This is a genomic window from Bacillus sp. 275 (assembly GCF_001999205.1).
Classification (GTDB): domain Bacteria; phylum Bacillota; class Bacilli; order Bacillales; family Bacillaceae; genus Bacillus; species Bacillus velezensis.
On record NZ_CP019626.1, the window covers coordinates 3,127,753 to 3,145,241 of the forward strand.

The window sequence follows — 17,489 nt, forward strand, 5'->3', positions numbered from 1 at the left end:
ATGATTTGCCTGTATGAATTTCGGGAATAAAAGCAAACCTAAGACAAATTGCTTTGAAAGGAAGAGACAGGTGAATCAATTTCAAGTGACGAAAGATGGAGAAATCAAAACAACACTGCGCGGATTAGAAGTGCTTTCTACGCCTTTTTTAAATAAAGGGGTGGCCTTTACACAGGAGGAAAGAAAGGAACTCGGGCTCGAGGGGTTTCTGCCGCCGAAAGTATTGACAATCGAAGAGCAGGCGAGGCGGGCCTACGAACAATTCAGTTCGCAGCCTGATGAGCTGAGCAAAAATGTGTACTTGACCGCTCTCCATGACCGGAATGAAACGTTATTTTACAGGCTGTTAAATGATCATTTAGGCGAAATGCTGCCGATCGTATATACGCCGACCGTCGGCACCGCGATCCAGCGTTACAGCCATGAGTACAGAAAACCCCGCGGTCTGTATTTGTCGATAGATGATCCTGAGGGAATGCGCGCCGCATTTCAGCAGTTCGGAAAAAATGAAAACATTGACTTAATCGTTGCCACAGATGCGGAGGGCATTCTGGGAATCGGTGACTGGGGGGTCGGCGGCATCGCCATTTCTGTCGGAAAACTCGCGGTGTATACGGCGGCGGCCGGAATTGATCCGTCACGAGTGCTTGCGGTCGTATTGGACGCGGGGACAAATCAGGAAAGCCTCTTAAATGACCCGCTGTATGTCGGAAACCAGCATTCAAGAGTGCGCGGCGAGAAATATGACCGCTTTATTGATGAGTATGTCTCGCTTGCCCGGGAAACATTCCCGAATGCGCTGCTTCATTGGGAGGATTTCGGTACGGCTAACGCCCGCGGCATATTAAAACGGTATAAAGATAAAGTCTGTACGTTTAACGATGACATTCAAGGAACGGGCGCGGTATCGCTTGCAGCTGTTTTAGCGTGTGCAAAAGCATCAAAAGTGCCTTTAAAAGAGCATAAAGTCGTCGTTTTCGGCGCGGGAACGGCCGGTATCGGAATTGCTGAGCAGCTGCGCGAAGCCATGGTGCATGACGGATTAAGCGAAGAAGAATCCTACAGCCATTTTTGGTGTATCGACAGAAACGGATTGTTAACGGATGATATGAAGGACTTGCGTGATTTTCAGGTTCCGTACGCGCGTCCTGCTGATGAAGTGAAAGAGTACGGCCGCAGCGGTGAAGGCGGATCAATTGATCTGGCGGAGACGGTGCGTCAGGCCAAGCCGACGATTCTGATCGGCACATCCACCGTATCAGGCGCATTTACGGAAGAAATCGTCAAAGAAATGGCCTCACATGTCAAACGGCCCGCTATTTTGCCGATGTCAAACCCGACGACATTATCAGAAGCAAAACCTGAAGATTTGATTAAATGGACGGAAGGCCGCGCGCTTGTCACTACGGGTAGTCCGTTTCCGCCTGTTGCGTATAACGGCGTTACCTACCATATCGGACAGGCGAATAACGCGCTCGTATTCCCGGGACTCGGACTCGGCACGATTGTGACGAAAGCAAGGATCATTACGGACAATATGTTCGTTGCCTGCGCGAATGCCATCGCCGGTATGGTGGATGTCGGCAAGCCGGGGGCGCCGATGCTTCCGAAAGTGGAGGATCTTAGGACGGTATCGGCAACTGTGGCGGTAGCTGTAGCTAAAGCGGCCATTCAGGACGGTGTAGCGGAAACGGAACCCGAGGATCTGATCCAAGCGGTGCAGGACGCGATGTGGCACCCCGTATATAAACGAATTCGGCCGATGTAACCGAATAAAGCCCAAAACGCTGATGGTTTTGGGCTTTATTTTTTGCTTGTCCGAATTATGAGGCGACAGAATCAATGACATCGACAATCTGGCCTGTTTTTGCATTGACCATAACTTCATATTGCTCCAGTTCGCCGAATGCCGAACGTGTCACGCCGGTCTTGTATACCTGGATGGTTTCTCCGTTTACCTGGTAGGGCTCGGGCTCTGTGTAAATCCATGATCCGTCTATCGGCCCGCGCTGTTTAAAAGCCGCTTTTACGATACGGAGCGCTTTTTCTGAAGAGATATAAGGTTTCATCGCATACTTTTTCACTGCGATGGCAGCGCATAATCCGACTCCTGCACCTAAGAGAAAATGACGTAATTTCAATATGAAGCACCTCCAATTATGTCGTAATTTTTATTATACAGAAGATGCCAGGCGGTGTTAAGTAAAGCGGCGGTTTTCCAGCCCATTCAATCTGTGCGCTTGGAAAACAGTTGTTTTTCTAATAAAATAAAAGCATTACATAGAAATGAGGGGAAAATATGAATGAGGAAACGAAAACGCTTTTCCGGACGCTGACGCAGCTTCCCGGCGCACCGGGAAATGAACATCAGGTCCGCTCCTTTATGAAACGGGAGCTTGCGAAATATGCGGATGACATCGTGCAGGACAGACTCGGAAGTGTTTTCGGAGTAAGGCGCGGCGCTGAAGATGCGCCAACCGTTATGGTAGCCGGCCATATGGACGAAGTCGGGTTTATGGTAACGCAGATTACGGATAACGGCATGCTGAGATTTCAGACGCTCGGCGGCTGGTGGAGTCAGGTGCTGCTTGCCCAGCGCGTCGAGGTGCAGACGGATAACGGACCGATTATCGGCGTCATCTCAAGCATCCCGCCCCACATTTTAACGGATGCCCAGCGCGCAAAGCCGATGGAGATCAAAAATATGATGATTGATATCGGTGCCGATGACAGAGAGGACGCGGTCAAAATGGGGATCAGACCGGGACAGCAGGTTGTGCCTGTCTGCCCGTTCACCCCGATGGCCAACGAGAAGAAAATATTGTCCAAAGCGTGGGATAACCGCTACGGCTGCGGGTTAAGCATTGAACTATTAAAAGAGCTGCACGGAAAAGACCTGCCGAACAATCTGTACGCCGGGGCCACCGTTCAGGAGGAAGTCGGCTTGAGAGGGGCGCAGACAGCGGCCAATATGATTCAGCCTGATCTCTTCTTCGCGCTTGATGCCAGCCCGGCAAATGATATGACCGGCGATAAGGAGCTGTTCGGCCGTCTCGGCGAGGGGGTGCTGCTCCGCATTCTCGACAGAACGACGGTCATGCACCGCGGGATGAGAGAGTTCGTCCTTGATATGGCGGAAACGCACAATATCCCTTATCAATATTTCGCTTCAGGCGGGGGAACGGATGCCGGACGGGTCCACATATCAAACAGCGGGGTTCCGTCTGCCGTCATCGGCATTTGTTCAAGATACATTCATACAAATGCCGCCATCATCCATGTCGATGATTATGCCGCGGCGAAAGAAATGCTCATTAAGCTGGTCATGGCGAGTGACAAACAGACGGTCGAAACGATCAGAGAAAATGTGTGAAAAAATAAGCAGGACCGCATAAAGGCGGCCTGCTTATTCTGTTTCAAATAAATAAGAGAGTGCTTTCATCGCTTGATTGACGGTTTCGACCGTGATATTCGCTTTTCCGGAAAGCTCTTTCAGCGGATGATGAAGTTCTTTCGGACGGATGAGAATGAGCGGCTTTCCTTTTGCGATGGCATAAGAAGCATCCATCGCGGTATTCCACTGCTTATATTTCTCGCCAAACAGGGCGATCACAAAATCGGCTTTTTCCATCAGCACCTCTGTACGGAAATTGTTGATATCAGAAGCTCTGGCGTCTTTTAAAACAGAATCGGGCTGCACGCCCATAATCTCTTCTCCGATATTGTCTGAGCGTTCATGGTTTTCCATCGGGCCGACAAACGTAATCGGCAGGTCCAGCGCCGTTGCTTTTTGCTTAATCTCATCCCGCCAATTACTGTGGATCTCACCCGCTAAATACACGACAAACTGCATCTTTTGCCCCTCCTTATGTACATATTCAGATTTTCGTACGGCTACAAGCAAAATGGTAAACGAAACTTGCTTGATAATGCAAATGAAATATGATAATGATATTGCATATAGTTGGTCTTGCCGTAAACAGTCTGGTATGATCCAATTGGACAAACATCAGCATATAAAAAACTCATAATCCAGATGGAGGAATGACAATGAAAAAGATTGAAAGCACGGAAGAATTGCAAAAAGCGGTACAAGACGATTGGGCGGTATTTATGTTTTCAGCGGATTGGTGCCCGGACTGCCGCTTTGTGGATCCGTTTCTCCCTGAGCTGGAAGCGGACTTTCCTGAATTCACTTATTACTACGTAGACCGCGATCAATTTATTGATACATGCGCGGAATGGGAAATTTACGGCATTCCGAGCTTTGTTGTGTTTAACGGAGGAAAAGAAGTGAACCGCTTCGTCAGCAAAGACCGTAAAACAAAAGAAGAAATTGAGCAATTTTTAACCGATTCCCTTGCTAAAGCATAAAGGAGGCCACGGGCTTTGAAAATGACGTCAAGGAAGCTGGCGGATTTATTAAAACAGCGCCTGCAGCACGAGAACCGATCCTTCTTTTTTGACAGAGAAAAAGACACCCTCCGTGTTGAGGATCAAACGACCAAAAAAGGCATCACATTGGAGCTCCCGCCGATCATTGCGAAGTGGGAGACGAAAAAAGAAGAAGCGATCGACGAAATCGTCTACTATGTGTCAGAAGCAATGGAGGCGATGGAAGGCAGCGGACAGGAGATGTCCGGAAAGGAAGCGGGAATCTATCCGGTCATCCGCTCCACATCATTTCCCGATCAAACGAGCGACGGCATTCCCCTCGTGTATGATGACCATACGGCCGAAACGAGAATCTACTACGCGCTTGACCTCGGCAAGACGTACCGCTTAATTGACAGCCGTATGCTCGAGAAAGAAAACTGGACAAAAGAACGGATCAGGGAGACGGCGTCATTCAATCTCCGCTCTCTTCCTTCAGTTGTGAAACAGGATACGGTTGCGGACAATTATTTTTATTTTTTCAGGGCGAATGACGGCTATGACGCCAGCCGGATTCTCAATGATTCGATTCTTCATGAATACAAGCAGGCCGCTGAAGGCGAATTGGCGATTTCCGTCCCGCATCAGGATGTATTAATACTTGCTGACATTCGAAATGAATCGGGTTATGATATTTTAGGGCAAATGTCCATGAGCTTCTTTGCAAGCGGCACGGTGCCGATTACGGCCCTTTCATTTCTGTATAATGAAGGCAGACTGGAACCTGTGTTTATCATGGCGAAAAGCCGGCCGAAAAAGGATTAGAAAGGATTTTTCTTATGAACGCTTTTTACAATAAAGAAGGTGTGGGAGATACGCTTCTGATCTCTCTTAAAGATGCGGCACGCGAAGAAATCGCCTATGAAAGAGAAGGCGATGTCATCAGAATCTTTAACAAAGAAACAAAAGAAACGACGGGCTTTAACATTTTTAATGTGTCTTCTTATCTACAGATTGAGGACAACGGCCCCGTCGCTTTGTCTGAGACATTCGTTCAGGATGTGAATGAAATACTGAACAGAAACGGCGTTTCAGAAACGCTGACGGTTGACCTTTCTCCGAAATTTGTTGTCGGTCACGTTGAATCGAAAGAAAAACATCCGAATGCGGATAAACTGAATATCTGCCAAGTGAATGTGGGAGAGGAAACCCTCCAAATCGTTTGCGGCGCGCCGAACGTGGACAAAGGGCAAAAAGTCGTCGTCGCTAAAGTCGGCGCGGTGATGCCGAGCGGACTTGTGATTAAAGACGCTGAATTAAGAGGCGTTCCGTCAAGCGGCATGATCTGCTCCGCGAAAGAACTCGCTTTGCCGGATGCGCCGGCGGAAAAAGGGATTCTTGTTCTTGAAGACAGCCGCGAGGCCGGCGAAGCATTTCAATTCTAACTCCCATAAATAAGCGCACAGAATCGAATGATGTGAGAGAAAGCCGTTAAGCAGGCCTGCTTAACGGCTTTCTTCAGTTGGGAGCTTAATCTTTTCTGAGCCGCCCGGCAATGGTATACTAAATATCGTCCCAGACTACTAAAAAGGGAGTTAGAGAGTGATTAAACATGAGTTGGCTGAATAAATTTTTTGACTTATTTTTAGGTGAAAAAGAAGAAGAGCATGAACGTGAACCAAACACGCATGCCCAAATCCCGAAACAGCAGATACCGGATCAGCCAGAAGGCAAATTCACGCGCATGGAAGATCCTAAAATATATTACGAATATCCGAAAGGGAATTTCCGCTTCCCCGTCGTTCCGGACGGCTATAAGCGAACGGAGCAAAACCAAAGACAGCGGGAAAGGCACGAACGCCGCCAGCCGTCCCGGGATTATGCCGCCGGGAAGGAGCAAACCGAGCGGAAACAGCATACACATAAAGAGCCTGAAACGGTGAAAAAGCCCTTTAAACCGTCATCCATTCCTTCACCGGTTTACGGCTTTCAATCTCAGCACAGCATAAAAAAAGCGCCTAATTCCGAAAAGCGGCGTGAAGAGAACGTAACATTGCTTTCAGAGGAGCAATTTGTTCCGCCAAAAGCCGGCCAGGAAACAGAAAAAGAGCCCGTCTTCACAACATCCGGCATAACAAAACAGACGAATGACCAGCCAGAACCGTTTGCGAAACAAGAGACGGAAGAAATCCCGGCCGTTAAAAAAGAGGAGCTTCACACCGAGGCTGAGAATGTAAAAGAGCAAGTGTTTGCAGCAGCAGAACCGCAGCAGACTGAAGAGCGGGAGCACACGGAAAGCGCGGAGTCTGCCGGCTTTACAGAAGAACAAGAGCATGAACAAACCCGCCCGCAGCCTATTAAAGAGCCTGAGTATGAAGTATCCCGAACGGCTGAAAACACAGAGGAACAAGCGGCGCCGCAGGAGGAATATCAGGAGCCTGAGCCGGAAAAAGCACCGCCTTTTGAAACCGCGGAAGAAACGGTGTATACATACACAGAACCCGGATACGATGAGGAAGTTCAGCCGCAGTCTGAAGACAAGCCCGAATCAGCTGAAACCGACGCGAAACAGGAAGCAGACTCTCAGTCTGAGTACAATGAAGTCACGCGGCATTCAGACCCCGAGCCTGAACTTGCAAGCATCGAGACGGCCGATGCCCCGTCCCGGCCTGCCGAAGAAAAAACGGAGCATCAAGGACAGCCTCAGACTGTGAAAAAAGCGGAGCGGCCGAAAGAGCGCAATGTTCCGTTTAACGTCATGATGCTTAAAAGCGATAAACACAAGCAGGCGAAGACGCCAGAGGGCGGAGCGAGCTATGTCTTTCCGAATCTGTCGCTTCTGGACGTACCACCGGCGCAAAGACATGACGACCAATCGTGGATTGAAGAACAGCGCGAGCTTTTAAACGTTACGCTGAAAAACTTTAATGTGCGCGCCCAAGTCGTTCATGTCACACAAGGCCCGTCCGTCACACGTTTTGAAGTGCATCCTGAGCCCGGAGTGAAAGTAAACAAAATTACAAACTTAGCAGATGATATTAAACTGAGCCTGTCTGCCAAGGATATTCGGATTGAGGCGCCGATCCCCGGTAAAAACACGATCGGCATTGAAGTTCCGAACCGCGTAAGCAAAGTCGTCGATTTAAGGCAGATGATCAGAAGCGCCGCTTTCAGGACGAATCCGTCTCCGCTTACAGCCGCGCTCGGTGTCGATATTTCCGGAAACCCGGTCGTCATTGATTTGAAAAAGATGCCGCACGGGTTGATAGCGGGTGCGACAGGATCGGGAAAAAGCGTCTGCATCAATACCATTTTGGTCAGTCTGCTTTATAAGGCGGATCCGAGTGATGTCAAAATGCTTCTGATTGATCCGAAAATGGTCGAGCTTGCGCCATATAACCAAATTCCGCATTTGGTCAGCCCCGTCATCACGGACGCCAAAGCCGCGACCGCCGCGTTAAAATGGGTTGTGGAAGAGATGGAACGGCGATATGAACTGTTTGCCCATTCGGGTGTGAGAGATATCGGCCGCTTTAATGAATTAACCGCCGATCATAAGACAGGCGAAAAGCTTCCGTACCTCGTAGTGGTCATTGATGAGCTTGCCGATTTAATGATGGTCGCGCCGAACGATGTGGAAGAAAGCATTGCCAGAATCGCGCAGAAAGCGAGAGCCTGCGGCATTCATCTGCTTGTCGCAACACAGCGTCCGTCTGTCGATGTCATTACCGGAATGATCAAGGCAAACATACCGACGAGGATTGCATTCTCCGTCTCAAGCCAGGTAGATTCCAGAACGATCATCGACATGGCGGGAGCGGAAAAGCTGCTCGGAAAAGGCGACATGCTGTACTGGGAAAACGGTACCGGAAAACCGGTGCGCCTGCAGGGCAACTTTGTATCCGACAGAGAAATTGACCGCGTCGTCTCTCATGTCAGAAAGCAGCTGCCGCCTTCTTATTTGTTTGAACAGGAAGAACTGATCAGGCAGGGAACCGCCCTCAAGGAAGAAGACGAACTGTTTCCTGAGGCGTGCCAATTCGTCGTGGAGCAAAACAGCGCCAGCACCTCAAGCCTTCAAAGAAGGTTCAGAATCGGTTATAATCGCGCCGCGAGGCTGATTGACATGATGGAAGCCGAAGGCATGATCTCAGAAGCGAAGGGCAGCAAACCCCGTGAAGTGCTGATTACGGCCGCTGACATTGCTCAAGAATAAGAATATCGTTCATTTTTCTCACAAACATGGTATGATAGTGGATGGACCATCAAAACTGCATCACTGTCACGCGCTGAAATATCATGCGGCAGGTTTAATCAAAAAGAAAGTTACAGATACTGACGATAACGTAAAAATAAATGGAAGCGCCGCTGTGCGGGCTTTTTGCCCGCGGCGGTCGCAAAATGAAATGAGCGTCATATACTGGGGAACAGATAGACGTTTGTTGGAGGTACGATTATGACTGTTTATCATTTTGTTGGAATAAAAGGGACAGGTATGAGCCCGCTTGCTCAAATCCTGCATGATACAGGGTATCAGGTGCAGGGATCGGATATCGAGAAGCAGATTTTCACTCAGGCTGCCCTTGAAAAAAGAAATATCCCGATCTATCCGTTCAGCGCCGATAACATCAAACCCGGCTTAACGGTAATCGCCGGAAACGCATTCCCTGATTCTCATCCGGAAATCGCAAAGGCGCTCGCTGAAGGGATTCCTGTCATCAGATATCATAAATTTTTAGCTGAATATATGAAAAAATACACAAGTGTCGCGGTAACGGGCGCACACGGCAAGACGTCCACAACGGGCCTCTTGGCACACGTGATGCAGCAGGCGAAGCCGACTTCGTTTCTTATCGGGGACGGAACGGGCAGAGGAAATGAAAGCAGCGAATACTTTGTATTTGAAGCCTGCGAGTACCGCCGTCATTTTCTAAGCTATCAGCCTGATTATGCGATTATGACGAATATTGATTTTGACCACCCTGATTATTTCGCCAACATTGACGATGTGTTTGATGCTTTCCAAAACATGGCGCTTCAAGTCAACAAAGGCATCATTGCCTGCGGTGATGACGAGTACCTGCCGAAAATTCACGCCAATGTGCCTGTCGTTTATTACGGCACGGGAGAAGAAAATGATTTTCAAGCGAGAAACATCGTGAAAAATACGGAAGGCACGACATTTGACGTCTTTGTCCGCAATACGTTTTACGATACGTTCTACATCCCGGCATACGGGCATCACAATGTCCTCAATTCCTTAGCGGTTATTGCGCTCTGCCACTATGAAGAGATAGACGTGAACATGATTAAGCGCGGACTTGAATCATTCGGCGGCGTCAAACGCAGATTCAATGAAAAAGTGATCGGCAGCCAGGTACTGATCGACGACTACGCCCACCATCCGACTGAAATCAAAGTCACGATTGAGGCGGCGCGCCAAAAATATCCCGAACGTGAAATCATCGCGGTATTTCAGCCGCATACGTTTACACGGACGCAATCATTCCTGGATGAATTCGCAGAAAGCTTAAGCGCGGCCGATCGCGTGTATCTGTGCGACATTTTCGGCTCTGCCCGCGAGAACGTCGGCAAGCTCACGATCACGGATCTTCAGGAAAAAATCGCTAACGCAGAACTCATTGAAGAAAATGACACATCCGTGTTAAAAGCGCATGAAGGCGCAGTGCTGATCTTCATGGGCGCCGGAGACATTCAAAAATATATGAGAGCCTATGAAAACGTCATAGCATAACGAAAAAGCAGTGGGGCTCTCACTGCTTTTTTGCGCGTGCTGCAAAGGGATTTACCGAGAAACGGAGAAATAGTATACATACAGATCTTTCATATATGTTTATCATTTTAAGAATTGGGTATATACCACTATATCCTGCATTAAGGAGGTATTAGATGATCATCATTCTTTACTTAAGCGTCGCACTCATTGCCGTTGCATTTCTCATCCTCGTCATCTATCTGTCCAAAACATTAAAGTCCGTGCAGATGACTTTAACAAACGTTGCCTCGACTTTAGACGGCCTTGAAGGGCAGATGAAAGGCATTACCGCAGAGACAACCGAGCTGTTACATAAGACAAACCGTCTCGCGGAAGACATACAGGAAAAATCAGAGAAATTAAATACGGTTGTCCATGCTGTCCAGGAAGTGGGAACTTCCGTCCAGCAGTTTAATACATCCATAAAGCAGGCAGCAGGTTCCGTTACGGCCTCTGTAAGAGAGAATCAGGATAAGATCAGTCAGGTTGTCACCTGGAGCCAGGCCGCTATGGAAATATGGGACAAGTGGAAGCAAAAGAAAAAAACATCGCTTTAATCATAAGAAAAATCCACTAAGGAGGAATCATAATGAGCAAAGATGGAATCAATAGTAAGGATTTTTTAATCGGAACGCTGATCGGGGGAATTATCGGCGCGACAACGGCGTTGTTTCTGGCGCCTAAATCAGGTAAGGAGCTGCGCGACGATCTCGGCAGTCAGGCTTCTGCGTTAAAGGATAAGACGGACAGAATGACGGCCGACGCGAAAGAAAAAGGCTCTCAATATGTCAGCATCGCCAAAGACAAAACATCTAATATCACCCAGCTGGTAGCTGATCAGTCAGGCCAGATTATGAATAAAGTGAAGGATTTAAAAGACCGTTCTAAGAGCACACTAACCGAGAAAGCCGAAGAGACGAGAAGCGAAATGCAGGACACGGCCCAAAGCATCAAGGCCGAAGCGGAAGACGCCGGGGAAAAAGCCGGTCAGGCAAATCGCTGATCTTCAATAAGGAGAGATAACCGACATGACAAAACAGCTGATATCGTCTGAAGAAGAGTTCAAAAATGCCGTTGAGAAAGAAAACAAGCTCGTGTTTTTGAAACACAGCACAACCTGCCCGATCAGCCAAGCCGCGTTTCAGGAGTTTGACGCCTTTGCATCGGCGCATTCGGAAGTGCCTTCTTATTACCTGCAGGTGCAGGACAGCCGGCCGCTTTCAAACTATATCGCCGAGACATACGGCGTGAAACATGAAAGCCCGCAAGTATTCGTCATTGCAAACGGCGAAGTGAAATGGCACGCGTCTCATTCACAAATCACAAAAAACGCAATAGAGCAGCACCTTTCATAATTGCTGGCCGCCGGTTGATACCGGCGGTTTTTTTTTTTGAAAAAAACTATTGATCATTTCAGCCGGATCATGTAGGATATCAATATATACCGCTTCAACGCATAAAAGCTTAAAAGCGTTTTGGTGATAAAGCCGAATGTGAAAAAATTTATTATTTCATATTCCTATTTTCGCATAACTGTAGTAAGATGCATGTTAACCATTAAAATAAAACATAGCATAGAAGGGATGAAAAAGATGAGCAACAAGGAATTAGAGAGCCTAAGACAGCAGGCAGACGCACTAAACTTAGAAATCCTTAAATTAATCAATGAACGCGGAGCCGTTGTAAAAGAAATCGGTAAAGCAAAGGAAGCACAGGGTGTCAACCGATTTGACCCTGTCAGAGAGCGTACAATGCTTAACCGCATAATTGAAAGCAATGACGGCCCATTTGAAAACTCAACGATCCAGCATATTTTCAAAGAAATTTTCAAAGCCGGACTTGAACTTCAAGAAGAGGATCACAGCAAAGCGTTGCTCGTCTCCCGGAAGAAAAAAGCAGAAGATACGATCGTTGACATTAAAGGTGAAAAAATCGGTGACGGCGATCAGAGATTCATCGTCGGACCTTGTGCCGTAGAAAGCTATGAGCAGGTTGCCGAAGTAGCGGCCGCAGCGAAAAAACAAGGCATTAAAATCCTGCGCGGGGGTGCGTTTAAACCCCGCACAAGTCCGTATGATTTCCAAGGTCTCGGCGTAGAAGGCCTGCAAATTCTTAAACGCGTCGCTGATGAATATGACCTCGCGGTGATCAGTGAAATCGTAACGCCCGCACACATTGAGCAAGCGATTGATTACATTGACGTCATTCAGATCGGCGCGCGGAACATGCAAAACTTTGAATTGCTGAAAGCCGCCGGTTCCGTTAAAAAGCCGGTATTGTTAAAACGCGGTCTTGCCGCAACAATTTCAGAGTTCATCAATGCAGCTGAATACATCATGTCACAAGGAAACGACCAAATCATTCTTTGTGAGCGCGGTATCAGAACGTACGAAACGGCAACGAGAAACACACTCGACATTTCTGCCGTGCCGATTTTGAAACAGGAAACTCACTTGCCGGTGTTTGTTGACGTCACACATTCAACAGGCCGCCGCGATCTCCTGCTTCCGACAGCAAAAGCGGCGCTTGCGATCGGCGCTGACGGCGTGATGGCCGAAGTTCACCCTGATCCTTCCGTTGCCCTTTCAGACTCTGCGCAGCAGATGGATATACCTGAATTCGAGAAATGGCTGAACGAATTAAAGCCAATGCTGAAAGTAAAAGCATAATACAACGTTCCGCTCTTTAAAGGCCGCCTCGCGCGGCTTTTTTTCGTATCTTCATTTTATTTAATTATAAAATGAAAGTGAACGTTTTCATCACTGGGAAAAACGTGTATAATTTCATGAGAGATATTTAAATTTGATGAATAATGAAAAATAATGTACACTACTGACTTACGCTTACAATCATAAACGACAGAATGCGAAATCGTACGACATTTCTTTACATAAAGTGTTTATGCTATAGATAAGGATAAGTGTATCCAGTAAAAGGAGTGGTTTCAGTGAGCAACATTACGATATACGATGTGGCCAGAGAAGCAAATGTCAGTATGGCGACTGTTTCCCGCGTCGTGAACGGCAACCCGAATGTAAAACCGACGACCAGAAAAAAAGTATTGGAAGCCATTGACCGGCTCGGCTATCGCCCGAATGCGGTGGCAAGAGGGCTTGCAAGCAAAAAAACGACTACGGTCGGCGTCATCATCCCTGATATCTCAAGCATTTTCTACTCTGAACTTGCGCGTGGAATTGAAGATATCGCGACGATGTACAAATATAATATTATTTTAAGCAACTCGGACCAAAATCTTGAGAAAGAACTGCATCTGTTAAATACGATGCTTGGCAAACAAGTGGACGGTATCGTATTTATGGGCGGCAACATTACGGACGAGCATGTCGAAGAATTTAAGCGCTCTCCTGTGCCGATCGTCTTGGCGGCATCAGTGGAAGAACAGGGCGAGACGCCTTCTGTCGCCATTGATTACGAACAGGCGATTTATGATGCCGTTAAGCTTTTCATTGATAAAGGGCATCGCGATATTGCACTCGTCTCCGGACCGATGCAAGAGCCGATCAACCGTTCGAAAAAACTGCAAGGGTACAAACGGGCGCTTGAAGAAGCGGCGATTCCGTTTAACGAGCAATTCGTAGCGGAAGGCGATTACACTTATGATTCCGGTATGGAGGCGCTTCAAAGCTTGATGGGCCTTGACCGGAAACCGACGGCGATTCTTTCTGCGACGGATGAAATGGCCCTCGGCATTATCCATGCGGCCCAAGATCAAGGTCTTTCGATACCTGATGATCTTGATATTATCGGTTTTGACAATACGAGATTGAGCCTGATGGTCCGCCCTCAGCTTTCAACAGTCGTGCAGCCTACGTACGATATCGGCGCCGTGGCGATGAGACTTTTGACAAAACTGATGAACAAAGAGCCGGTTGAAGAGCATATCGTCGAATTGCCTCACCGCATCGAATTAAGACAATCAACCAAGTCATAAAAAAACGGAAAAGCAAGCTTCACTCTGAGGGGTGGAATCTTGCTTTTTTACTTGAGTAAGGAGAAGATATGAAACGTTTTGATTATCTGACGCCCGTTGGCTTTATGTTAGGCTGTATTATTGTCGCAATCGGTATTCTGTCAGGGACGGGACTGGCGGGAATCAGTTCATTTTTAGATCTGACTTCTTTTTTAATCGTCACAGGCGGCCTTGCTGCGGCGATCTTTATCAGCTTTCCGCCGAGGGATTTAAAGAAAACCCCTTCTGTTCTGAAACAGGTATTCTCCCGTCAGGATGACAATGTGAAAGAGCTTGTCAGAGTATTTGTCAGCCTTTCGGAGCAGGCACGCAGGCAGGGGCTTCTGTCTCTGGATGACCAGGCGCGTGAGATCAAGGATCCGTTTTTAAAAAAAGGGCTTTTGCTTGCGATTGACGGCTGGGACGAGGAAACGATCCGGCTGGTAATGGATTCTGAGATCGCCGCGATGGAAGAAAGACACAGAAAAGGAAGACGCGTTTTTGAAAAAGCCGGTGATTTCGCACCCGCCTGGGGAATGATCGGGACGCTCGTCGGACTCGTTCTCATGCTCAAAAACTTAAATGACCCGCATACCCTCGGACCGAACATGGCCGTTGCGCTATTGACGACGCTGTACGGAGCGCTGCTTGCCAACTTGGTGTTTATCCCAATCGCGGCAAAGCTTGAAGAAAAAACGGAAAGTGAAATTTTCATCAAACAGGTCATGATCGAAGGGGTTGTCGGCATCCAATCGGGCAAAAATCCCCGCAACCTCGAAAGTCAGCTCGTTGTCTTCAGCTCAAGAGAAGACTGGCGTAAAGGACAGCCTGCGAACAAGAAAAAGGGCGCTGTCCATGAAGCTTAGAAAAGAGCGTTTTGAAAGAAGAAACAAACCGGAACATTCCGGCGGTTCGCCGAGATGGATGGTGACGTTCGCTGACTTGATCACGCTCATTCTCGTGTTCTTTATATTGCTTTTTTCGATGTCGCAAATAGACGCGGGAAAATTTCAATCTGCCGTTTCATCAATTCATACAAACGGCAGCGGGGGTGAACCGGCGTCATCAGACAAAGCAAATGAAAATAAAGAACAGGATTTGCTCCTGCAAAACGTGAAGACATACATAAAAGCGCATCATTTGAGTTCGAAATTGACGGCGAAGCGCGATGAGCGCGGAGTGGTTCTGGTGCTGCAGGAGGCCGTTCTGTTTCAGACAGGAAAAGCGGATGTGCTGAAAAACGCCGAGCCGGTTCTGCATCAGATCGCGGTGCTTTTAAAAACAATTCCGAATGACATACAGGTAGAAGGCCATACGGACAGCCGCCGGATTTCCACCTATCAATTTCCGTCAAATTGGGAGCTGTCGTCTGCAAGAGCGGCGAGTGTGATCCGGTATTTTACCGCGAATGAAGACTTTTCCGCCAAACGGTTTATCTCTGCCGGGTATGCGGATACGAAACCTGTGAAGGACAACAAAAGTCCCGGACATATGAAAGAAAACCGCCGTGTAGAAATTGTGATCAAAAAAACGACCTCCTCATAAGGTCGTTTTTTATTTTGTTTTATACCGCTGCTCAGACCGGATGGCAAAAAGTGCTTTTTCCACGATTTGGGCATTTTTTTCTGAAATTTCTTCTTTGCGGGGAATCGGAGGATATAATTGTTCAGGATCACTCCAAAAAGCGGGCAACGTGCAGGGGGAGTGCTTCTGCCATTTATCAATCCATTTCTGCGGTATGCGTTCCCCGGGATCAATCCCTTTCATCTCAAGCCAAATGCGGCTCCATGCTCTCGGGACGACTCTCCAAATATCGTATCCGCCGCCGCCGACCGCGATCCATCTGCCGCTGCAATATTGATGGGCTAATGAATGAGCAAGCCGCGGGATCTCCTGATAAATGGAGATTGTATTGGACAGGTGTGTCAATGGGTCGTAATAATGGGCGTCCGCACCGTTTTGGGTAAGAATCACATCCGGCTTAAAAAAAGCCGCGATTTCTGAGGCGGCCGTATTGTAAGCGTGAAGAAAGGAATCGTCCTCTGTGAAAGCGTCCAGGGGAATGTTAAAAGAATAGCCGTAGCCTTGCCCGCTTCCTTTTTCCAGTACCTGTCCCGTCCCGGGAAATAAATAACGCCCGGTCTCGTGAAAAGAAACAGTGCAGACATCAGACCTGTCGTAAAACGTAAATTGAACGCCGTCGCCGTGATGGGCGTCTGTATCAATGTATAACACTTTTGCCCCGTAGTTCTTCTGGATGTATTGGATGGCCACGGCGCTGTCATTATAGATACAAAAGCCTGAGGCCCTGCCGCGGAAGCCGTGGTGAAGGCCGCCTCCTAAATTGCAGGCGTGCCTGGCTTGTCCCGTCATGACATAATCAGCCGCCGTTAAGGTGCCGCCCACCAGAAGTGACGCGGCTTCATGCATGCCGGCAAAAACGGGGGTGTCTTCCGTTCCGAGACCGTAGCTTTCTCCTTCTGCGGCAGGGAGCCGGCCCGCACCCGCTAGTTCCACCGCCTGTATATAATCCTCCGTATGAACGAGAGCCAGCTCTTCTTTAGCGGCCGTGCGCGGTGTGACGATATCTCCTTCGTCAAACGCATCCGCCGCCTGAAGCAGATCGTATGTTAAAAGCACACGACGCTGATTGAACGGATGTTCCTGATGAAATTGATACGTCTGATAAGAAGGCGAGTAAACAAAAACGCTGTCTCTCATGGCTGATCCCTCAAATGTTTCGGCCATAAGACATTGTATCCGGCTTCTTGAACGGCACGGATAAAAGGGAGCGGATTCATCGTCTTCACCCGGAAGACGAGAATGTTCGACCCGGCGGAATCATGGGGATAGACGAGCACACTCAGGATTTGCAGCTGAAGATCGCGGCACATGCAGCTGAGATCAGCAAGGCTTTTTGTCATATCCGTCACCAGGATTTCCACCTGTGATCCCGGCTGGGCCGCGCCTGTCAGGCTGACGAAAGTCCGGAGCACGTCGGTTTTCGTTAAAATGCCCGTCAGCTTATGATTTACCGTAATCGGCAGACAGCCGATGCCGTGCTCATAAAAGGAAGCGGATATTTCTTCCACAAAGTCAAGCGGATGGGCGCAGATGACATTCCGCTTCATAATGGTCTCCACTTTGTTTGTCAGAAATGCGCCGCGTTCCTTTTGTTCAAAGCTGCCGGGGCCGGCCTGTTTAATGTCTCTGTCTGTGACAATACCGATGACGTGCAGCTCGTCGTCGATGACAGGGAGATGGCGGATATGATATGTCTTCATTTTACGGACGGCTGTTTCAATGGAGTCGTGTTTTGAGACGGTGATGACGTCCCGTTTCATGATTTGTTCTGCAATCATCTTTTTA

Annotated in this window: 18 protein-coding genes; 14 read left to right on the forward strand and 4 right to left on the reverse strand. The window is 48.3% G+C overall.

Going from position 1 to position 17,489, the window contains the following annotated elements; translation table 11 throughout:
* Positions 1-70: 70 nt before the first annotated feature.
* Entirely contained in the window at positions 71-1,768 is a 1,698-nt protein-coding gene (locus BZ167_RS15400; protein ID WP_031379297.1) for an NAD-dependent malic enzyme, read from the forward strand.
* Positions 1,769-1,823: 55 nt separating this feature from the next.
* Here BZ167_RS15400 and BZ167_RS15405 read toward each other — a convergent pair whose 3' ends face one another.
* Positions 1,824-2,141, reverse strand: a complete 318-nt coding sequence (locus BZ167_RS15405) for a PepSY domain-containing protein (RefSeq protein ID WP_003152366.1) — start codon at positions 2,139-2,141, stop codon at positions 1,824-1,826.
* 158 nt (positions 2,142-2,299) lie between these two features.
* Here BZ167_RS15405 and BZ167_RS15410 point away from each other — a divergent pair, with 158 nt between their 5' ends.
* Complete coding sequence (locus BZ167_RS15410; protein ID WP_031379296.1) at positions 2,300-3,373, forward strand: M42 family metallopeptidase; 1,074 nt, start codon at positions 2,300-2,302, stop codon at positions 3,371-3,373.
* 33 nt (positions 3,374-3,406) lie between these two features.
* Here BZ167_RS15410 and BZ167_RS15415 read toward each other — a convergent pair whose 3' ends face one another.
* Complete coding sequence (locus BZ167_RS15415) at positions 3,407-3,853, reverse strand: YtoQ family protein (RefSeq protein WP_007408781.1); 447 nt, start codon at positions 3,851-3,853, stop codon at positions 3,407-3,409.
* A 197-nt stretch (positions 3,854-4,050) separates the two neighbouring features.
* Here BZ167_RS15415 and BZ167_RS15420 point away from each other — a divergent pair, with 197 nt between their 5' ends.
* The 12 genes from BZ167_RS15420 (at position 4,051) to motS (ending at position 15,665) form a co-directional block, all read left to right on the forward strand.
* Positions 4,051-4,374 (forward strand): thioredoxin family protein, encoded by a 324-nt coding sequence (locus BZ167_RS15420; RefSeq protein ID WP_077392133.1) that lies wholly within the window; start codon positions 4,051-4,053, stop codon positions 4,372-4,374.
* A gap of 15 nt (positions 4,375-4,389) precedes the next feature.
* Positions 4,390-5,199 (forward strand): DUF1444 domain-containing protein, encoded by an 810-nt coding sequence (locus BZ167_RS15425; protein ID WP_012118213.1) that lies wholly within the window; start codon positions 4,390-4,392, stop codon positions 5,197-5,199.
* Between the two features lie 14 nt (positions 5,200-5,213).
* Positions 5,214-5,819, forward strand: a complete 606-nt coding sequence (ytpR, locus tag BZ167_RS15430; protein WP_022552814.1) for a YtpR family tRNA-binding protein — start codon at positions 5,214-5,216, stop codon at positions 5,817-5,819.
* A 167-nt stretch (positions 5,820-5,986) separates the two neighbouring features.
* Positions 5,987-8,590: a DNA translocase FtsK gene (locus BZ167_RS15435; RefSeq protein WP_061860797.1), complete on the forward strand. Its 2,604-nt coding sequence runs from the start codon at positions 5,987-5,989 to the stop codon at positions 8,588-8,590.
* 240 nt (positions 8,591-8,830) lie between these two features.
* Complete coding sequence (gene murC, locus BZ167_RS15440; RefSeq protein ID WP_015418019.1) at positions 8,831-10,129, forward strand: UDP-N-acetylmuramate--L-alanine ligase; 1,299 nt, start codon at positions 8,831-8,833, stop codon at positions 10,127-10,129.
* Positions 10,130-10,284: 155 nt separating this feature from the next.
* Complete coding sequence (locus tag BZ167_RS15445) at positions 10,285-10,707, forward strand: DUF948 domain-containing protein (protein WP_007408777.1); 423 nt, start codon at positions 10,285-10,287, stop codon at positions 10,705-10,707.
* 32 nt (positions 10,708-10,739) lie between these two features.
* On the forward strand, positions 10,740-11,153 hold the full coding sequence (locus BZ167_RS15450) for a YtxH domain-containing protein (protein WP_003152380.1): 414 nt from the start codon (positions 10,740-10,742) through the stop codon (positions 11,151-11,153).
* Positions 11,154-11,178: 25 nt separating this feature from the next.
* On the forward strand, positions 11,179-11,505 hold the full coding sequence (gene ytxJ / locus BZ167_RS15455; RefSeq protein ID WP_033574218.1) for a bacillithiol system redox-active protein YtxJ: 327 nt from the start codon (positions 11,179-11,181) through the stop codon (positions 11,503-11,505).
* Positions 11,506-11,742: 237 nt separating this feature from the next.
* Positions 11,743-12,819: a bifunctional 3-deoxy-7-phosphoheptulonate synthase/chorismate mutase gene (locus BZ167_RS15460; protein WP_003152383.1), complete on the forward strand. Its 1,077-nt coding sequence runs from the start codon at positions 11,743-11,745 to the stop codon at positions 12,817-12,819.
* Between the two features lie 278 nt (positions 12,820-13,097).
* Positions 13,098-14,102: a catabolite control protein A gene (gene ccpA, locus BZ167_RS15465; RefSeq protein WP_032871678.1), complete on the forward strand. Its 1,005-nt coding sequence runs from the start codon at positions 13,098-13,100 to the stop codon at positions 14,100-14,102.
* 68 nt (positions 14,103-14,170) lie between these two features.
* Entirely contained in the window at positions 14,171-14,986 is an 816-nt protein-coding gene (gene motP / locus BZ167_RS15470; protein WP_007408775.1) for a flagellar motor protein MotP, read from the forward strand.
* On the forward strand, positions 14,976-15,665 hold the full coding sequence (gene motS / locus BZ167_RS15475) for a flagellar motor protein MotS (protein WP_033574217.1): 690 nt from the start codon (positions 14,976-14,978) through the stop codon (positions 15,663-15,665). The genes motP and motS overlap by 11 nt, the downstream gene beginning before the upstream one ends.
* A gap of 9 nt (positions 15,666-15,674) precedes the next feature.
* Here motS and BZ167_RS15480 read toward each other — a convergent pair whose 3' ends face one another.
* Together BZ167_RS15480 and BZ167_RS15485 are read right to left on the reverse strand one after the other, a co-directional pair.
* A complete protein-coding gene (locus BZ167_RS15480; RefSeq protein ID WP_033574216.1) occupies positions 15,675-16,841 on the reverse strand; it encodes an acetoin utilization protein AcuC in 1,167 nt (388 codons plus the stop codon).
* The gene (locus tag BZ167_RS15485; RefSeq protein WP_033574215.1) at positions 16,838-17,482 is read right to left on the reverse strand and encodes an acetoin utilization AcuB family protein; all 645 of its coding nucleotides are present in this window, start codon (positions 17,480-17,482) and stop codon (positions 16,838-16,840) included. Before BZ167_RS15485 ends, BZ167_RS15480 begins: the two co-directional genes overlap by 4 nt.
* Between the last annotated feature and the right edge of the window lie 7 nt (positions 17,483-17,489).